General features: G+C 61.5%; 15 protein-coding genes. 10 read left to right on the top strand and 5 right to left on the bottom strand.

Going from position 1 to position 17,361, the window contains the following annotated elements; all coding sequences use genetic code 11:
- Positions 1 to 17 precede the first annotated feature (17 nt).
- Positions 18 to 2,462, top strand: coding sequence for an adenosylcobalamin-dependent ribonucleoside-diphosphate reductase (locus tag AAGF34_RS12605; RefSeq protein ID WP_342620949.1), 2,445 nt, complete (start codon positions 18 to 20; stop codon positions 2,460 to 2,462).
- 160 nt (positions 2,463 to 2,622) lie between these two features.
- Complete coding sequence (gene phaP, locus AAGF34_RS12610; protein ID WP_342620950.1) at positions 2,623 to 3,168, top strand: TIGR01841 family phasin; 546 nt, start codon at positions 2,623 to 2,625, stop codon at positions 3,166 to 3,168.
- Between the two features lie 106 nt (positions 3,169 to 3,274).
- On the opposite strand, the gene AAGF34_RS12615 is transcribed toward phaP, so the two are convergent.
- Complete coding sequence (locus tag AAGF34_RS12615) at positions 3,275 to 3,952, bottom strand: transaldolase family protein (RefSeq protein ID WP_342620951.1); 678 nt, start codon at positions 3,950 to 3,952, stop codon at positions 3,275 to 3,277.
- A gap of 143 nt (positions 3,953 to 4,095) precedes the next feature.
- On the opposite strand from AAGF34_RS12615, the gene AAGF34_RS12620 reads away from it, so the two are divergent.
- Positions 4,096 to 5,022: a PfkB family carbohydrate kinase gene (locus tag AAGF34_RS12620; protein WP_342620952.1), complete on the top strand. Its 927-nt coding sequence runs from the start codon at positions 4,096 to 4,098 to the stop codon at positions 5,020 to 5,022.
- 11 nt (positions 5,023 to 5,033) lie between these two features.
- Here AAGF34_RS12620 and AAGF34_RS12625 read toward each other — a convergent pair whose 3' ends face one another.
- Positions 5,034 to 6,251: an EAL domain-containing protein gene (locus AAGF34_RS12625; protein WP_342620953.1), complete on the bottom strand. Its 1,218-nt coding sequence runs from the start codon at positions 6,249 to 6,251 to the stop codon at positions 5,034 to 5,036.
- A gap of 55 nt (positions 6,252 to 6,306) precedes the next feature.
- Complete coding sequence (locus tag AAGF34_RS12630; protein WP_342620954.1) at positions 6,307 to 7,986, bottom strand: AMP-binding protein; 1,680 nt, start codon at positions 7,984 to 7,986, stop codon at positions 6,307 to 6,309.
- Positions 7,987 to 8,125: 139 nt separating this feature from the next.
- On the opposite strand from AAGF34_RS12630, the gene AAGF34_RS12635 reads away from it, so the two are divergent.
- From AAGF34_RS12635 to AAGF34_RS12655, 5 genes are all read left to right on the top strand, one after another.
- Entirely contained in the window at positions 8,126 to 9,358 is a 1,233-nt protein-coding gene (locus AAGF34_RS12635) for a multidrug effflux MFS transporter (protein ID WP_342620955.1), read from the top strand.
- A gap of 101 nt (positions 9,359 to 9,459) precedes the next feature.
- Positions 9,460 to 10,110: a hypothetical protein gene (locus AAGF34_RS12640; RefSeq protein WP_342620956.1), complete on the top strand. Its 651-nt coding sequence runs from the start codon at positions 9,460 to 9,462 to the stop codon at positions 10,108 to 10,110.
- A 38-nt stretch (positions 10,111 to 10,148) separates the two neighbouring features.
- On the top strand, positions 10,149 to 10,631 hold the full coding sequence (locus AAGF34_RS12645; protein WP_342620957.1) for a hypothetical protein: 483 nt from the start codon (positions 10,149 to 10,151) through the stop codon (positions 10,629 to 10,631).
- A gap of 65 nt (positions 10,632 to 10,696) precedes the next feature.
- Complete coding sequence (gene imuA, locus AAGF34_RS12650; protein WP_342620958.1) at positions 10,697 to 11,398, top strand: translesion DNA synthesis-associated protein ImuA; 702 nt, start codon at positions 10,697 to 10,699, stop codon at positions 11,396 to 11,398.
- Complete coding sequence (locus tag AAGF34_RS12655; RefSeq protein ID WP_342620959.1) at positions 11,367 to 12,764, top strand: DNA polymerase Y family protein; 1,398 nt, start codon at positions 11,367 to 11,369, stop codon at positions 12,762 to 12,764. The genes imuA and AAGF34_RS12655 overlap by 32 nt, the downstream gene beginning before the upstream one ends.
- 39 nt (positions 12,765 to 12,803) lie before the next feature.
- Here the strand turns inward: AAGF34_RS12655 and AAGF34_RS12660 are convergent, their stop codons facing one another.
- On the bottom strand, positions 12,804 to 13,403 hold the full coding sequence (locus AAGF34_RS12660) for an OmpW family outer membrane protein (RefSeq protein ID WP_342620960.1): 600 nt from the start codon (positions 13,401 to 13,403) through the stop codon (positions 12,804 to 12,806).
- A 146-nt stretch (positions 13,404 to 13,549) separates the two neighbouring features.
- Between AAGF34_RS12660 and AAGF34_RS12665 the strand changes: the two genes are divergently transcribed.
- Both AAGF34_RS12665 and aqpZ read left to right on the top strand, forming a co-directional pair.
- On the top strand, positions 13,550 to 13,846 hold the full coding sequence (locus AAGF34_RS12665) for a hypothetical protein (RefSeq protein WP_342620961.1): 297 nt from the start codon (positions 13,550 to 13,552) through the stop codon (positions 13,844 to 13,846).
- Positions 13,847 to 13,937: 91 nt separating this feature from the next.
- Positions 13,938 to 14,639, top strand: a complete 702-nt coding sequence (gene aqpZ, locus AAGF34_RS12670) for an aquaporin Z (RefSeq protein WP_342620962.1) — start codon at positions 13,938 to 13,940, stop codon at positions 14,637 to 14,639.
- 29 nt (positions 14,640 to 14,668) lie between these two features.
- Here the strand turns inward: aqpZ and AAGF34_RS12675 are convergent, their stop codons facing one another.
- Positions 14,669 to 17,359: a bifunctional acetate--CoA ligase family protein/GNAT family N-acetyltransferase gene (locus AAGF34_RS12675; RefSeq protein WP_342620963.1), complete on the bottom strand. Its 2,691-nt coding sequence runs from the start codon at positions 17,357 to 17,359 to the stop codon at positions 14,669 to 14,671.
- Positions 17,360 to 17,361: the final 2 nt, after the last annotated feature.

The raw sequence follows: 17,361 nt of genomic DNA on the forward strand, positions 1-17,361 counted from the left end.
CCTAGAAAGACATTTTCATGAAACGTGACCGTTCCCAAACCGCTTCCAGCCACAGCGACGTGCAACCCATCAGCCACGACGTGCTGAAGGAGAAATACCTCAAACCGGGTGAAACGGGACTGGAAGACGTGTTTCGGCGCGTAGCCCGTGCCTTGGCCAGTGTGGAAAAGGAGTCGGAGCGCGGCCATTTCGAAGCCGTGTTCCTGGAAAACCTGTACGCAGGCGCCATTGGTGCCGGGCGCATCATGAGTGCCGCCGGGACCGACATCCAGGCCACTCTGATCAATTGCTTTGTGCAGCCCGTGGGTGATTGCATCCAGGGCGTGGACGACGCGGGCTACCCCGGCATCTACGAGGCCTTGCGCGAGGCCGCAGAAACCATGCGCCGTGGCGGTGGCGTGGGCTATGACTTTTCGCGCATCCGCCCCAAGGGCGCCGAGGTCAAGGGCACCCACTCCATGGCCTCCGGCCCCTGCAGCTACATCAATGTGTTCGACCAGTCCTGCTCCACAGTGGAGAGCGCCGGGGCACGCCGGGGCGCGCAGATGGGTGTGTTGCGTATCGACCATCCGGACGTATTGGAGTTCATTACCGCCAAACGCACGCCGGGGCGCTGGAACAACTTCAACGTGTCAGTTGGCATGCCCGACAGCTTCATGCGCGCGCTGGACGACAACGCCGCCTGGGAGCTGGTGCACCGCGCCAAGCCCGGTGCCGATCTCATGGCCCAAGGTGCCTACCAGCGTGCCGACGGCATGTGGGTGTACCGCACGCTGCCTGCCCGCGAGCTGTGGGACACGGTGATGCGCTCCACCTATGACTTTGCCGAGCCCGGCATCCTGTTCCTGGACCACATCAACGAAGACAACAACCTGTCGTATTGCGAAGACATTGCAGCCACCAACCCTTGTGGTGAGCAGCCACTGCCACCCTATGGCTGCTGTGATCTGGGTCCCATCATCCTGACGCGCTTTGTGCGCAATGCCTTTGGCTTTGACGGCATCGCGGCGTTCGACTTTGAGGCATTTGCCAAATCGGTGGCAACGCAGGTGCGCGCACTCGACAACGTGCTGGACGTGACTTTCTGGCCGCTGCCGCAGCAGCGTGAGGAAGCTGCCGCCAAGCGCCGCATTGGCGTGGGCTTCACCGGCATGGGCAACACGCTGACCATGCTGTGCCTGCGCTATGACTCGGCCGAAGCCCGCGAAATGGCCAAGCGCATTGCCACCTGCATGCGCGATGCGGCGTACCGCGCGTCGGTCGAGCTGGCGCAGGAAAAGGGCGCCTTCCCCAAGTTTGACGCTGAGGGCTACCTCAAGGCAGGCACATTTGCCAGCCGCCTGCCAGCCGACATCCAGGCATCCATCCGTGAACATGGCATCCGTAACAGCCACCTGCTGTCCATCGCGCCCACGGGCACCGTAAGCCTGGCATTTGCAGACAACGCATCCAACGGCATCGAACCAGCGTTTTCCTGGATGTACCGTCGCAAGAAACGGGAATCCGATGGCAGCACCAGCGAATACGCGGTGGAAGACCATTCCTGGCGCCTGTACCGCGAGCTGGGTGGTGATGTGAACAAGTTGCCCGACTATTTTGTGTCCGCGCTGGACATGGCGGCATCTGACCACATTGCCATGATGGAAGCGGTGCAGCCGCTGGTGGACACGGCCATTTCCAAGACCGTGAACGTGCCCGCCGATTACCCATACGAGGACTTCAAGGGCCTGTACCAGCAGGCGTGGCGTGCCCGTCTCAAGGGACTGGCAACCTACCGACCCAACGCCATCCTGGGTTCCGTGCTGGATACCGGCACACCCAAGCCGCCGCCAGCTGCCGATTCCATGGCCGCTCCGGCCGACCCCATGCGCACAGTGATCGAAAAGCGACCCAAAGGTGGCCTGTCTGCTGTTGCCGAAAAGGTGGAGTACTGGACGCAGGAAGGTCACAAAACGCTGTACATCGTGGTCTCCTTCCTGCCGGTACCCACGGCCGACGGCAAGGGCACGGTGCAACGCGCCATCGAATTCTTCATGCCCCTGGGACAGAGCGGGGAGTCGCAGCAGTGGATCACCTCCAGCATGCGCCTGCTGTCTCTGGCGGCGCGTGGCGGCTTTCTGGAGCGTGCGCTGCGCGATATGCGCAAGGTCGCCTGGGACCGTGGTCCGGTGCGGCTGGGCACCTACCAGAAGGCCGATGGCGGCCTGGTGCCCCTGTGGCATGACTCCGAGGTAGCGGCCATTGCCTATGCCATTCAACAGATCATCGCGCACCGCAACGAGAGCGCAAGCCATGCCGACACTGCGGTAGCGCCTGCACCCGCTGCTCCGGTGGTGGCCACACCGGCCATGCCGCCGGCGATGGTGGGCAAGAAGTGCGGTGAATGCGGAGCCTATGCGGTGATCCGCAAGGACGGTTGCGATTACTGCACCCAGTGCGGTCACGTGGGTACCTGTGGTTGAGCGGGGTCTAGGAGTTTGCCTCTAATATGTTGCATTGCAGCAAAAAATGCTTGCATACGGCAGAAATCGCCGTAAGATTGCGTCCATGCTGCACTGCAGCATAGGTGATCCGGTCAAAGTTTGTAGCGCAGAAGTTTCTTAACCCTTATTGGAGAATCTCATGACTACATTGAACGTTGAACAAATCCTGGCCGCCAACAAGACAGCCGTTGCTGAAGCCCAAGCCCTGGCTGCTTCCGCATTTGCCGGTTTTGAAAAGCTGGTCGCACTGAACCTGGCTGCGACCAAGTCCGCCCTGTTTGACACGGCTGACCTGACTTCCGTGCTGAGCGCCAAGTCCCCCACTGACGCACTGGCTGCCCAAGCTTCGCTGATCAAGCCCCTGGCTGAAAAGTCCATCGCCTACGGTCGCTCTGTCTATGCCATCGCCTCCGAAACCAGCGCTGAACTGACTGCTGCTGCCGAAGGCAAGTTTGCCGAAGCCCAGAAGTCCGCTACCGCTGCGCTGGACAACTTGGCCAAGAATGCACCTGCCGGTACTGAGTCCGTGGTGGCCGTGGTGAAGTCCGCTGTGGCCGCAAGCCAGAACGCACTGGACACCGCCAAGGCATCTGCCAAGAAGGCTGTGGAAGTTGCCGAAAAGCAAGCCAATGCCGTGACCGACAACGTGCTGAATGCCGTGAAGACCAACAGCCGCAAGAAGTAATTCAAGCCGCTTAACGGAGCCCTTGCGGCTCCAAAAACAAAAGGCCACCAGCGCAAGCGGGTGGCCTTTTTCATGCCTGCTCCACGGCGGGCGCAGACGGTCCGGCTCAGCTCAGTGCAGGCTTGGATTGGCTGGAGGCCACATCTTTTTCGAACTGGGCCATGGCCGCTTCGGTCAGTGCGTCGCCTGCCCATTCCACCAGACTCGACGGCGGCAAGGTGGCTGCGGCTGCGCCACAGGCAATCAGCCGCGCCAGCACATCGGGCGACTTGATGCTGGCAGCCAGCAGTGCCGGGCCTTCGTTCTGCAGGGCCACGCAGGCCTGCATCAGGGGCCAGACATCGCGTCCGTCTGCTACCAGGCGGCCAATATACGGCGCCACATACTGGGCCTGGTGGGCCTGCGCCCAAAGCAGTTGTACGGGGTTGGACAGGCCGGTCAACAATATAGCCTGGTCGCGCGACTGCATGGCCCGGATGCAAGGCAGCCAGTCCGTGTGGCAAGGCAGTTTGATGGTCAGTGTCACGCCCACATCCGCCGCCTTGGCGCCCAGCACGTCCAGCCACTGAAGAGCCTCCGTGGCATCAGGCCTTGGCAGTTGCAGCATCAGCTCGGGCAAGCCCGCGTCTGCCACAGCCTGCAGCAGCCCGGTGTAAGTTGACAGCGTCACGCTCAGCCCGGCCTGCAGGACCAGGCTGGGGTTGGTGGTCACCCCTTGCACCGGAGGGCAGGAAGCGGGCAGGGCCCAGGAAGCGGGCAGGGCGGAATCAAGAAACAGTTTCACGGTAGTTACCTTTGCGTAGGTCGGCGAATGGCTAATGTAGTGGCAAAATTCGCTGGCATTCAGCGCCCGGTGGCGTGCCGGTGTCATACAACCCCGGCATCATCCATGTTCCATCCCCTCAATCCTTTGGTATAGCGCATCCCATGACATCCATTTACGTACTTGGTGAAGCTTTGATGGACTGTGTTGCCACGCCAGACGGTCTGCTGCATCCCCATGTGGGCGGCAGCCCGTTCAATCTGGCCCGGGCAGCGGCACTGCGGGGCGCAAACGTTCACTTTCTGAATCGTTTTTCGCAGGACCAGTTTGGTGAACAGATGCTGGCCCAGTTACGCAAGGACCAGGTGCAAACCACCTTGGGCAGTAGCCGGCTACCGACCTCGCTGGCGGTGGTCCAGGTGAAGAACGGACAGCCCAGCTATGGTTTTTACCGCGAAGGCATTGCCGACCGCGATTACCGTGTGGACGAAGTCCTGCGCGCGCTTTCGGTGGGGACGCCAGGCGTATTGCATACCGGTTCCCTGATGCTGGTGCCGCCCGAGCACGAAAAGGTGCTGGCGGTCCTGCAAGGCGCAAAGGCCCAGGGTTGGGTAGTGAGTGTGGATGTGAATCTGCGCCCCAAGCTGGCAGCGGATCTGTCGGAGTATGTGGCTGCGGTCACGTCGGTGGTGTCTCTGGCCGACTGGGTCAAGGCCAGCGACGAGGATCTGCAGTTGCTGGGATTTGCCGATGCCAGCAAGCACACGGCAGCGGACATTGCCAAGTCGTTTGCGTCCCACGGTGCCAGCCGGGTTGCGTTGACCTTTGGTGCAGACGGCGCTTGGCTTAGTGTGGATGGCCAGGTGGCGCAAGATGTGGCGCCCAAGGTCCGTGTGGTGGATACGGTGGGAGCTGGGGACACGTTCTGGGGCAACTGCCTGGCCGAATGGACGCTGGAGCAGAACGGCGCTGGCGCGCGGGTCGCATCCACTCTGCAAAACGCCATGCGTGCGGCGGCCATCAACTGCACGCGCGCGGGCTGCCAGCCGCCCACGCGAGCCGAGCTGTTCGGACCGTCACAACAACAGTAGCGCTTCTGTCGTCAGAACCGGGGTGTCCACTGGCAGGCCATTTCCAATGGCATGGGTTTGGCAAACAGATAACCCTGGGCGTAATCGCATCCCATGCGCAGTAGTGCCGTCGCCGTCTCGCGGTCTTCGATGCCTTCTGCCACGCTGCTCAGGCCCAGTCGTTTGGAGAGCTCCAGTGCGGCCTTGACGATCTGAAAGCTGCGCTCCGAAGTGTGCATCTGCTGCACAAAACTCTTGTCGATCTTGAGACTGGAAAACGGCAGGGTTTGCAAATAATCCAGGCCCGCATAGCCGGTACCAAAGTCGTCCAATGCAATGCCCACGCCCAAGGCGCGTAGACGCTGGGTGATGTCGGTCACTTGGTCCAGACTGGTGATGACCGTGGTTTCGGTGAGTTCTATACGCAGCTCGTGGGGCGGCATGTCCATGGCGCCCAGGCGCTGCTGCACACTTTCCACAATGCCGTCCTGGCACAACTCCGGGCCCGACAGGTTGAGGCTGACAAAGGGCGTTTGTCCCGGCGCTGGATTGCATAGCTCCCGCAGGCGGGGCCAGTCGAGCATGCCCCGGCGCAGCACCCAGTCGCCGATGCGGTGGATCAGGCCGGTTTTCTCAGCCAGGGGAATGAACTCGTCGGGATTGACCAGCCCCATGGTCGGGTGGCGCCAGCGCACCAGGCCCTCAAAGCCGTTCACGGTGTTGCTGGAGAGGCTGATGATGGGTTGGTAAAACAGCTCCAGTTGGCTTGAGCCAATGGCCGCGGACAGGTCGTGCGCCAGGGACAGGGTTCTCACGGCCGCTGCATGCAGGTCGGGCGTGGAATAGTGCTCACCGGCGACGTTGAGGTTGGCCGGCGTGCCGGACGCAGATGGGGTCTTGCCGCTGCTGCTGCGAAAGCGTTCCAGCAACAGGCGCAGCAAGTACTGGATTACCGGATCTGCGCGCACCAGCAGTTCCTCCACGTGCACACGGTCAATGCGGATCAGGCTGGTGGGCATGAGGGTCTTGACGGTGGCTGTGCGAGGTTGGTGGTCCAGCAAGGCCACTTCACCGAACATGGCGCCTTCAGCCAGTACCGCCAGACGCACGGGCGTGTCCGGCGGGCCGCTCAGTATCTCGACGCAACCACTTTCAATGACGTAGGCTGCATCCCCCGAATCACCAGTTTGAAACACCGTGGCATGGGTATCCAGATACTCTCGCTTGAAGCCGCTCGTACTTGCGTTCATTACTCCCCCCAGGAGCCCGCATCGTGCACGGCTTGGCCCAGGTGGTCAACTGCATTCAGGCCCAGTGAACGCAAGCATGGTTTTCGTACCACGTTGCCAATTGGGGATTTACAGAGGTTTCGATGCGATTACGTCGGATTTTCATGGTCGGGGTGAGGAACCCGTTTTCCACCGACCAGGGCTCCGGCACCACCACCAGCATGCGCAGATTCTCGTATTCGGCCAGTACGCTGTTGGTGTCCTTGAGCAATTGGGTCAAGGCGCGCTCCACCTCGGCCCGCACTTCGGGTGTACCAACGCGGGGCCGCACATCTTCCGCCAACACCACCATGCCGAAAGCCGATGCCTGGCCCATGCCCGAGACCATGCTCATTTCGACCAGTGGGTGGGTGTTGAGCAGATTCTCTATGGGGGCCGGCGCCACGTACTTGCCCTTGGATGTCTTGAAGATCTCTTTCACGCGGCCGGTCAGCATCAGCAGACCGTCAGCAGTGCGGGTGCCCTTGTCTCCGGTGTGAAAGAAACCGTCCTGGGTAAACACCTCCGCATTGAGCTCCGGCCGTTTGTAGTAGCCCACCATGCAGCCGGGCGACTTGATCAGCACCTCGCCGTCATCACCCATTCGCACTTCCACGCCAGGCAAAGGGATGCCTACACAGCCCGGCGCATTGAATTGCGGTGTCGAGGCATGCGAGTACGCAAAGTCCTCGGTCATGGCGTAGCCTTCCATGAGGTTCAGACCCAGGCGACGGTACCAGTGGATCAGCTCGGCGGGAATCGGAGCAGAGCCGCTCGAAGCCAGCATGACTTGATCCAGCCCCAGGCCTTTGAGCACCTTGCGCCCAACCAGCCTTCCCAACAGCGGAATGCTGAGCAAACGGTCCAGTTTTTTGGCGGGGATCTTGGCAAAAACTCCTTGCTGGAACTTCAGCCATAAACGTGGCACCGACTGGAATACGGTAGGCCGCGCACGATTGAGGTCGGCCAGAAAGGTTTCCTGCGATTCGGCGAAGAAGACATGCGTGCGGCCATCCACCAGCGAGGCGCATTCGATCCAGGCACGTTCAAAAATATGCGCCAGCGGCAGGTAGGACAGCACCCGCATTTCCTCTTCCGCCTTCAGGTACTGCTGCAAGTAATGGAACATGCCTACGCTGGCATCGGTGGCGGCCTGGAAGCTGTGCATCACGCCCTTGGGTTCGCCGGTGGAGCCGGACGTGTACATCAGCAAGGCAATGTCGTTGGGCGCGCGCTGGACCTTGCCGGTCAGTGGTGAAGTGCGTCGGGTAATCGAGTCCCAGCTTTCGAATGGAGTCGCGGGTGCCAGTGGCATGGCAATGCAGGCCAGGCTGGCTGGCACGCCTGCGGCCTGCTGCTGCCATGTGTCGAGCTTGCCAACAAACAGCAGGCTGGCGCCGCTGTGTTCGAGCACGAAGCGGATGGTGGTGGCAGTTTCTGTCGGGTAGATTGCAACGGTGGTGCCGCCTGCGAGCCAGATGGCCAACTCGGCGATGAAGAAGTGGGCACAGTTCTTGGACAGTATGGCAATGCGCGCGCCTGGCTCCAGGCCCAGCGACTTGATGTGCGTGGCCATGCGCCGTGCCTGGTCCATGGTCTGGGCCCAGGTGTAGTCTTTCACCTGGCCACCGCCCAATGGTTGCGACAGAAAGATGTGGTCCGAACGCGCAGCTTCATGCGCGTAAACATAGTCCAGCATCAGATTACTTGTCGCCACGTACCTCTCCTTGTTTTCTTGTGGGTATGACAGGCATTGTCCGGATAAATCACCGAGGCGATTCGGTGATTTCCCTATTCACGTTAGCCCCAAGAGCCAGCGGCGCAGGGGCTTTGCGGCGGCGTGTTCCAATGACGTAATGAATCCAGACGCACACACCATATGGCGCGCACCGCAGTGGGCATTTGCCATATTGCTGGCCCTGCTGGGCATGCTGGGGCCGTTCTCCATAGACACTTATCTGCCGGCCTTTTCAGGAATCGCTTTGTCACTGCAGGCCACGCCGGTGCAGATGCAACAGACCTTGTCGGCCTACCTGTTTGGCTTTGCGTTCATGAGCCTGTTTCATGGCGCCATCTCCGACAGTGTGGGGCGCAAACCGGTGGTGCTGTGGGGCCTGACCGCCTTCACGCTGGCCTCGATCGGTTGCGCGTTGGCCCATAGCATCGGGCAACTCGTCTTCTTCCGTGCCGTGCAGGGGCTGTCCACGGGCGCAGGCATCGTGGTGTCACGGGCGATCGTGCGCGACATGTATCCCCCGTCGCAGGCGCAGAAGGTCATGAGCCAGGTCACCATCTTCTTTGGTGCGGCGCCAGCCATTGCGCCCATGTTGGGCGGATGGTTGCTGGTGCACGCCGGCTGGCAGGCCATCTTCTGGTTTCTGTGCGGCGTCGGGGTGGTCTTGTGGCTGGCCATCTACCGCCTGTTGCCCGAGACACTGCATGTGGCGCAACGCCAGCATTTCCATCCTAGGAATTTGCTGGCGGGGTACTGGAAGCTGGGCTCCGATCCGCGTTTCTTTCTGCTGGCGCTGGCCAGCGGCATCCCGTTCAACGGCATGTTTCTGTATGTGCTGAGCGCGCCTGTGTTCCTGGGGGATCATCTGGGGCTGCCGCCAGCGCATTTCTTCTGGTTTTTCTTGTTGACCATAGGCGGCATCATGGCCGGGGCGTGGGTGAGCGGGCAGGTCGCTGGCAAGCTCAGTCCCAAGCGCCAGATCCGCAATGGTTTTCTCATCATGCTGGGCATTGGTGTGATCAATCTGCTGGCCAATATGCTGTTTGCCCCGCATGTGGGATGGGCCATGTTGCCCATGTGCATCTTCGCCTTTGGCTGGGCCATGATGGTGCCGGTGGTCACTCTGCTGGTGCTGGACCTGCACCCTGAGCGGCGCGGCATGGCGTCGAGCCTGCAGATGTTCATTGGCTCCACGGCCAATGGCGTGGTGGCTGGTCTGATCTCGCCCCTGGTCATGCACTCCACCGTTGCACTGGCAGCCACGTCGGTCGGGCTGGCATGCATTGGCGTGGTGGCTTGGCTGGTGATCCGTCGGCGCTGGCCCGAGATCGGGCAACACACGGTGCATGTGTGAGCGTCGGGAAGAGTTGTAAGCAAACATTACATCCCCGGAATTTCCTCTGCTGACTCATAGAATGGGAAAACGGCACATTTGCCGATTTGGAGGAGATTTCCATGTCCAAGCAATCCATTGCAACAGTGTTACTGGTCTGCAGTCTGTTCGGCGCATCCGCGCAGACAGCCCTTGTCAAGGTGGAAGACAGGCCCGTGGCAACAACGTCCACATCCCGGTTGGTCAGCTCCTACAGCACCTTTGCGGGCTCTCAAAGCAACGCAAAGGCACTGGTTCAGGGCCTGGAAAGCGGTCAGAGCGTGACACTGGCTCCAACTGGCGTGCAAACCCCAACCAATCAGCCAGTCACGTTCACTCCGGCGACGGCCAAGCTGAGCCCGGGGGAGGTGAATATTGCACTTTCCCTGGCAAAGGCCGAGTTGAGCAAGGCAGGCATTACCCAGCCAAGCCCGGCGCAACTGGCGGCGGCCCTGAATGGGGGCAGCGTCACCAGTCCCACCGGTTCACAAGTTCAGATGACGGGTGTGCTGTCTGAGCGAAGTGCCGGTATGGGATGGGGACAGATTGCCCATGCATTGGGCTTCAAGCTGGGCGCGCTGGTCAGCGCTTCCAAGACCGATCAAGCCGGCCAGAAGGAAAAGCATGAATCCAATAGCCGAGAGAATGCCCGAAAGGGTGATTCCGCCGATGGGTCGCATGCGGGTGGCAACGGCGGCGGTGACGGAGGCAGCCACGGCGGCGGCAAAAAATAGCGCGTTTTTTCAGATACCAACCCCAACGAAAATAAACCATGACCCACTTCAACAACCCCTCTACCCTGAAAACTTCCTCACTCGTACTGCTGCTTTGCCTTGCAGCGCTGTCTTCACCCGTGTTGGCTGAAAAACCCGACTGGGCTGGCAATGGCAAAGGCAAGAAGAAGCAGGCGCAGGAAGAGCAGGCCAACGTGGATATCCAGATCGGAGCCTATTTCGGTGAGCGCCAGCGTGCCGCTGCATCCGAGTATTACGAAGCCCAGGGGCGGGCTGGCAAGTGCCCTCCGGGACTGGCCAAGAAACACAACGGATGCCAACCGCCCGGACAAGCCAAGAAATGGAAGCTTGGACAGCGGCTGGAGCGTGACGTGGTGGTCTACCCCGTGCCGCAAGATGTGGTGGTCCGAATAGGTCTTCCGCCTGCGGGCTACCGCTATGTGCGTGTCCTCAACGATGTGCTGCTGGTGGCGGTGGGCTCCAATATGGTGGTTGATGCCATCGAAGATTTGATGCGGTAGGTGGCTTAAAAAGGGCTGCATCGTTATACTGTTTAAATGTACAGTATTTCGAAGTAAGCCTTGCCATGTCTGCCTTGGCGCGTACCTCCGCCGATTCGCTGCACGGCATCCATGCCGATGTCTGGCACGCGCACGCGCTGGCTTCGCCTGTGCAGCAGGTGCAGGCCACGGGCGATGCGGTACTGGATGCGCAGCTGCCCGGTGGGGGCTGGCCGGTGGGGGCGCTGACGGAAATCCTGCAGCCTGTGGGCGTGCACTGTGAGTGGCGTCTGTTGCTGCCCGCGCTGGCGCATTGCGGGCAAGGTCCGGTGGTGCTGGTGGCGCCGCCGCATGTGCCGTTTGTGCCTGCTCTGGCGGCCCAGGGGCTGGTTGCGCACCGCTTGCTGTCGGTTGGCGCGCAGCCCGTGGGCTCTCGCCTGTGGGCTTGCGAGCAGGCGCTGCGCTGTGCCGATGTGGACGCAGTGCTGGCGTGGTTGCCACAGGTGCGCAGCGACCAGCTCAGGCGCTTGCAGATGGCCGCGGCAGAGCACAGCAAATTGTTGTTTGTCATGCGGCCGGCCTCTGCGTTTGCAGATGCCTCACCGGCAGCGCTGCGGCTGCAGGTTCAGCCCCAGCAGGAAGCGGACGCGCTGCAGATCCATCTGCTCAAGCGCCGGGGACCGCCACTGGACAAACCGCTGCATCTGCAGGCGCGTTCGGCGCGCATGCAGGTACAACTCGCATCAAGCCAGGCCTATGCATTGGATCGCACTGCAGCCTTCGCATAAACCGCTTGTACCCGTTGCCGGCGCAGATGCTGCGGTACTGGTAGATGCGGACACGGCACTGGCCTGGTGGGCCTTGCGCTTCACCCCGCTGGTGGCGCGCATGGACACATCGCTGGTGCTGGAGGTGTCCCAAAGCGAGCGGCTCTTTGGCGGCCGCGCAGCGCTGCTGCAGCAGTTGCTGGAAAGCGAGGCGTGTGTGATGCTGGACCATGCACAAGGGGCGACTGCTCTGCTGGCCCTGGCGCGGCTGTGGGCCCGTGCGCCGGACGCGCCCATTCACAGCTTGCCGCTGCATACCCTGGCGGCCGCGCGCGAGCACCTGCCAACCCTGCAGCGTCTGGGTTGCAACACTTGGGGGCAGCTGCGTGCCCTGCCACGCGGCGGCTTGGTGCGGCGCTTTGGTGCGGGGCTGGTGGACGCGCTGGATTGCGCCTATGGTCAGCGCCCCGAGGTCTATCCGTGGCTCACATTGCCCGATGTGTTTGCTCAGCGGCTGGAACTGTCTGCTGCAGTGGAGTCGGCCAGTGCATTGCTGTTCGGTGCACGCCGCTTGCTGGCGCAATTGCTGGTGTGGTTGCGTGCACGCCAGCGTGGCGTGCAGGAACTGGAGTTGCTGTGGGAACTGGATGCACGACGCTCCAACGCCCAGCACATCGATGCCTACCATGATGGCAGTTCACAAGGGCGCATGCTGGTGCGCACGGCAGAGCCCACGCAGGATATGCAACACCTGCAGCGCCTGCTGGGTGAGCAACTGGCGCAGGTCACACTGCCGGCACCTGTGCTCTATCTGCACTTGCGTACCGTGCAAACACAGGCCTTGCACGGCGAGTCGCACAGTCTGTTGCCAGAGGACGTGCGCAAGGGCGACAGCCTGCACCAGATGCTGGAACGCCTGGGTGCACGCCTGGGGCGCGAGCAGGTAACGTGCGTGCAGCAGCAGGAACGACACTGCCCGGAACACATGCAAGTGTGGGCACCTTGGTCATCCGCATCCGGCAAACCGTCGTCTGCTCCGACATGCGTGCGCGCCAACGCAACACATGGCGCAGCGCAGATGGGAGGTGATGCGGGATTGGACAACGCGCTGTTGCCCACATGGCTGCTACCGGTGCCGTTGCCGCTTGGCGTCAAGCAGCAATGCCCGCAGTACCACGGCCCTCTGATACTGCTGGCCGGGCCGCAGCGCATTGAAGCCGGTTGGCTCGAAGACAACAGCATCGCACTGCGCGACTACTTCGTGGCGCGCAGCGAGCATGCCGGTCTGGTGTGGATTTACCGTGAACGCCTGGGGCGCACACACGCCCACAAAAAAACCAGCGCGGAGCCGGGTCTGCGCTGGTTCCTGCACGGCCTGTTTGCTTGATGCAAACGCCGTGGTTGCTGTGAAGCTGTGAAAGCCGGCTTAGAAGCGCCAGCCCAGACCCACACCGACCAGCAGAGGATCCACGCGCAACGAACCCAGGCTATTGCCACCCGCGTTGATGTTGGTACCAATCAGGACCTTCTTCACGTCGAAGTTGAAGTACATATTGCCCGACAGAGGAATGTCCACGCCCACTTGCAACGCGCCGCCCCAGCTGGAGCCGTCGGTCGTCACCGCGCCGCCCAGAATGTCATTGGCAGTGAACTTGGTGTAGTTGATACCGGCACCCACATAAGGCTTGTAGCCGTTGAGGTTGAAGTGGTATTGCACCAGCAGAGTGGGAGGCAGTTGCGAGAGTGTGCCGATCTTGTTGCCGTTCAAACGCACATCATGCTGTTGTGGCACCGTCAGAATCAGTTCTGCGGCGATATTCGGTGTGAAAAAGTAGCTGAAGTCCACTTCGGGCAGAACGATGTCATTGACGCTCAAGCCCAAGCCGGTGGAGTCTGTATTGGCGCTGGAGAGACTGACTGCGCGTGCGCGAACCATCCACGGTCCTTCCTTGGCTTGTGCAAATGCCTGCGTGCTTACCAAAGAGGCGGCAGCGATAGCCAAAGCGGTCAGAACGTGTTTTTTCATATGGAATACCTTTATGTAGTTGCCTAGGGAAATACCTAGTAGCAATTTCACAATAGATACATATGGATGTGTTTGCGAAAAATCAAAGCCAGTAGAGAAAGCGCATATACACAAGCTACGTTTCATGTGCCACGGCAGTAAACACCATGAAAAAAACAAGAATGCGTTCGTTGGTCATCGTGATCGGCATACTCTGTGCCGCAGCCACATGGGCTCAAACGGCCACCACCACTGCGCCTACAGCCAAAGCCAGTGTCGCTGCTCCCGCCAAGATAGCCACTGCTGGTGGCGCAGGTAAGGTCTGGGTCAATAGCAGCTCCAAGACTTACCACTGTGAAGGCTCCAAGTTCTATGGAAAGACCAAGTCCGGCGAATACATGAGCGAGGCGGAAGCCAAGGCCAAAGGCAACCACCCGGTCAAGGGCCAGGCTTGCGCGAAGTAGGCAATCAATCATCTAATGATCTAATGCAAACGGGGCGTATTTCGCCCCGTTTGCATGTAACTTCAACTGACGCAGCAAAGGAGCAATAACAATGGTCGGTAACAAAGCAAAGTGGTCAGCCGAATTCCTGGGGACTTTCTGGCTCACACTGGGGGGCTGCGGCAGCGCCGTTCTGGCGGCTGCGTTTCCAGGGGTAGGCATTGGCCTGCTGGGTGTGTCTCTGGCCTTCGGCTTGACCGTGGTCACGGGCGCCTACGCATTCGGCCCCATCTCGGGCGGGCACTTCAACCCCGCGGTATCGATTGGTCTGGTCGTAGGCAAGCGTTTCTCCGCCGCCGAGTTGCCGGGCTACATCATTGCGCAGGTGCTGGGGGCGATTGCCGCCGCCGCAGTGCTGTACGTGATCGTCTCCGGCAAGACCGGTTTCCAGGGCGTGGGGGGCTTTGCCAGCAATGGCTACGGTGCCAACTCGCCCGGCGGCTTCGGCATGCTGTCCGTGCTGGTGTGTGAGGTAGTGATGACGGCCATCTTTCTGGTCGTCATTCTGGGCGCCACTGCGGAAAAAGCCGCCGGTGGTTTTGGTGGTCTGGCCATTGGCCTGTGCCTGACGCTGATTCACCTGGTGTCGATTCCCGTCTCCAACACCTCCGTCAACCCGGCGCGCAGCACCGGCCCTGCGCTGTTTGCGCAAACCGGTGCATTGGGTGACTTGTGGCTGTTCTGGGTTGCACCGATTGCCGGTGCGGTGCTGGGGGCGCTGGTCTACAACGCCCTCCTGTCCGAAGAAGCGTGAGACAAAAGCGTGGCCTGGATGTGAAGAGCCTAGAGACTGTGCGTGACCAGCTTGAAATCCGGATCATCCGGATAGCTCTTCACGTGGTAACCCAGGCCGCGCATGAGCTTGAGCATGCCGGAGTTGTTGGCCAGCACCAGGCCTTCGATTTCGCTCAGGCCTTTTTCGCGGGCCACGTCCATGATGCTTTCCATCAGGCGTGAGCCCATGCCCTTGCCATTGAAGTCGTCCGCCACCACCAGCGCGAATTCGCAGCTCGACTGGTCGGGGTTGGTCACATAGCGTGACACACCCACCAGGCGCTCGGTCTCGGTGATTTCACCATCCTGGTCGGCGGTGCGTTCCTTGATGATGGCCACCAACGCCATCTCGCGGTCGTAGTCGATCAGCGTGAAGCGCGCCAGCATGGCGGGTGGCAACTCGGCCATGCTCGATACAAAGCGGAAATAGCGGCTCTGCGGCGAGAGCTCACTCACCAGCTTCTTGAGCATGGTGGCGTCGTCCGGGTGGATGGGGCGAATCGTGTACTCGCCACCACCGCGCAGGGGCAGCGTTTTCTCGTAGCGGGCCGGGTAGGGCAGGATGGAGAGGTGGTGGTAGTCGCTGGCGCGGCCACTGCTGGCCTGGGGCGCGTTGTCAATGACGATGCGCGCATCCACTGCCACGGCACCAGACTCGTCCACGATGATGGGGTTGATATCCATCTCGCGCAGGTGCGGCAATTCGCACACCATTTCCGATACGCGCAACAGCACCTGCTCCAGCGCGTCCATGTCCACTGCGGTGGCGCCGCGCCATTCGCCCAGGGTCTCGGACACGCGCGAACGGTCTATCAGGCGGCGCGCCAGGAACTGGTTGAGCGGTGGCAATTCCATGGCACGGTCGTTGAGCAATTCGATCATGGTGCCGCCCGCGCCGAACACGATCACCGGGCCGAACGGATCATCGGTGACCAGGCCCACATAGATTTCGCGGCCACGGCGCGCATGGGCCATCTTCTGCACCGTCACGCCATTGATGCGGGCCTGCGGCATGATGCGCCGCACCCGCTCCACCATGTCGTTGTAGTTGTCGCGCGCGCTGGTGGCGTTCATGATGTTGAGCGCCACGCCCTGCACATCCGATTTGTGGCTGATGTCGGGCGAGTCGATCTTGAGCGCCACCGGGAATCCCAGCTGCGCCGAAATCATCATGGCCTCGCTGGCATTGCGCGCCAGAATGGTTTGCGTCACTGGTATGTGGAAGCACGACAGCAGCGTCTTGGATTCCATCTCGGTGAGCACCTTGCGCCGCTCGGCCAGCACGCTCTCGATGATGAGGCGCGCGCCTTCGATGTCGGGTTTGCCCAACGTGGACAAGGGGGGCGGCGTCTGCTGCAGCAGGCGCTGGTTCTGGTAGAAGGTGGCGATGTTGCCAAAGGCACCCACGGCCGCCTCCGGTGTGCGGAAGGTGGGAATGGCCGCTGCGTTGAGCAGGGCCCGTGCCTCGCCCACGGTGGCATCACCCATCCAGCAGGACAGCAGCGGTTTGCCCATGGACTTCTTGATCTCCGCCATGGCCTTGGCGATGCCGATGGAGTCTGCGCCGGTCTTGGGCGAGAAGATCACCAGCACGCCGTCTATGGAGGCGTCGTGGTCGGCAGCAATGACGGCGGCCTTGTAGTGCTCGGCCGAGGCCTCTTCCGACAGGTCGATCAGGTCGGTCAGCGACGCCAGTTCCGGCACCTTGGCCTTGAGGTCGGCGGCTGACTGTTCCGAGAGCTTGCCCAGGTGCAGATGGATTTCATTGACCCAGTCTGCCGCCAGCACGCCCGGGCCACCTCCATTGGTGACGATGGCCAGGCGCTGCCCCACCGGGCGGTAGCGCGAGGCCAGGCATTTGGCCGCGGAGAAGAGTTCCACAAACGAGGTGACGCGCACGGCGCCAGCACGCCGCAGGGCGGCGTCGAATACGTCGTCGCTACCGACGATGGTGCCGCTGTGTGTTTGCGCCGCCTGGTTGCCCGCAGGTTTGCGCCCGGCCTTGAGCACGATCACCGGTTTGGCATTGGCTGCTGAGCGCAGGGCACTCATGAAGCGGCGCGCATTGGAGATGCCTTCCAGGTACACGATGATGCTTTGTGTGCGGGCGTCGTTGGCCAGGTAGTCCAGTACCTGGGCAATGTCCACTGCGGTGTTGGGGCCCAGTGAAACCACGGATGAAAACCCGACCGCATTCTTGCTGGCCCAGTCCAGCATGGAGGCGGTGAGTGCGCCCGATTGCGACACCAGTGCCAGCGAACCGCTATTGGCCAGGTCGCCGGCCACGCTGGCATTGAGTTGCAGCAGCGGGTTCTGAAAGCCCAGACAGTTGGGGCCCAGCAGTTGCACGTTTTCGCGCTTGGCCACTTTCTTCAAGGCTGCTGCCTGTTCGGCGCTGATGCCGCTGGAAATGATGACGGCCGAGCGGCAGGTCATGCGCCCGGCCACCTCCAGTGCGGCGACAACCTCGTCCGCCGGCAAGGCGATGATGGCCAAGTCCGCCCGGCTTTGCGCCAGCTCGGCCAGCGTGCCGCTGCTGTGGATGTCCAGAAAGTGCAGCGTGCCTTTGTAGGTCTGCGCCTTCAGGTTGGCAATCAGCTGGCTGGCCTGCAGTGTGAGGCTCTCCGGGTTCCCGGTGGAGCCGGCGAAGACCAGAATCGATTGTGGGGCAAAGAGGGGGGAGAGGTAGTGTTTGTCCATGG

Source organism: Rhodoferax sp. GW822-FHT02A01 (assembly GCF_038784515.1).
GTDB lineage: Bacteria > Pseudomonadota > Gammaproteobacteria > Burkholderiales > Burkholderiaceae_C > Allorhodoferax.

Excerpts from the sequence above, each read along its gene's own strand:
- AAGF34_RS12605 (WP_342620949.1), top strand. The coding sequence starts at position 18 with ATGAAACGTGACCGTTCCCAAACCGCTTCCAGCCACAGCGACGTGCAA.
- phaP (WP_342620950.1), top strand. The coding sequence starts at position 2,623 with ATGACTACATTGAACGTTGAACAAATCCTGGCCGCCAACAAGACAGCC.
- AAGF34_RS12620 (WP_342620952.1), top strand. The coding sequence starts at position 4,096 with ATGACATCCATTTACGTACTTGGTGAAGCTTTGATGGACTGTGTTGCC.
- AAGF34_RS12625 (WP_342620953.1), bottom strand. The coding sequence starts at position 6,251 with ATGAACGCAAGTACGAGCGGCTTCAAGCGAGAGTATCTGGATACCCAT.
- AAGF34_RS12635 (WP_342620955.1), top strand. The coding sequence starts at position 8,126 with ATGAATCCAGACGCACACACCATATGGCGCGCACCGCAGTGGGCATTT.
- AAGF34_RS12640 (WP_342620956.1), top strand. The coding sequence starts at position 9,460 with ATGTCCAAGCAATCCATTGCAACAGTGTTACTGGTCTGCAGTCTGTTC.
- AAGF34_RS12645 (WP_342620957.1), top strand. The coding sequence starts at position 10,149 with ATGACCCACTTCAACAACCCCTCTACCCTGAAAACTTCCTCACTCGTA.
- imuA (WP_342620958.1), top strand. The coding sequence starts at position 10,697 with ATGTCTGCCTTGGCGCGTACCTCCGCCGATTCGCTGCACGGCATCCAT.
- AAGF34_RS12655 (WP_342620959.1), top strand. The coding sequence starts at position 11,367 with ATGCATTGGATCGCACTGCAGCCTTCGCATAAACCGCTTGTACCCGTT.
- AAGF34_RS12660 (WP_342620960.1), bottom strand. The coding sequence starts at position 13,403 with ATGAAAAAACACGTTCTGACCGCTTTGGCTATCGCTGCCGCCTCTTTG.
- AAGF34_RS12665 (WP_342620961.1), top strand. The coding sequence starts at position 13,550 with ATGAAAAAAACAAGAATGCGTTCGTTGGTCATCGTGATCGGCATACTC.
- aqpZ (WP_342620962.1), top strand. The coding sequence starts at position 13,938 with ATGGTCGGTAACAAAGCAAAGTGGTCAGCCGAATTCCTGGGGACTTTC.
- AAGF34_RS12675 (WP_342620963.1), bottom strand. The coding sequence starts at position 17,359 with ATGGACAAACACTACCTCTCCCCCCTCTTTGCCCCACAATCGATTCTG.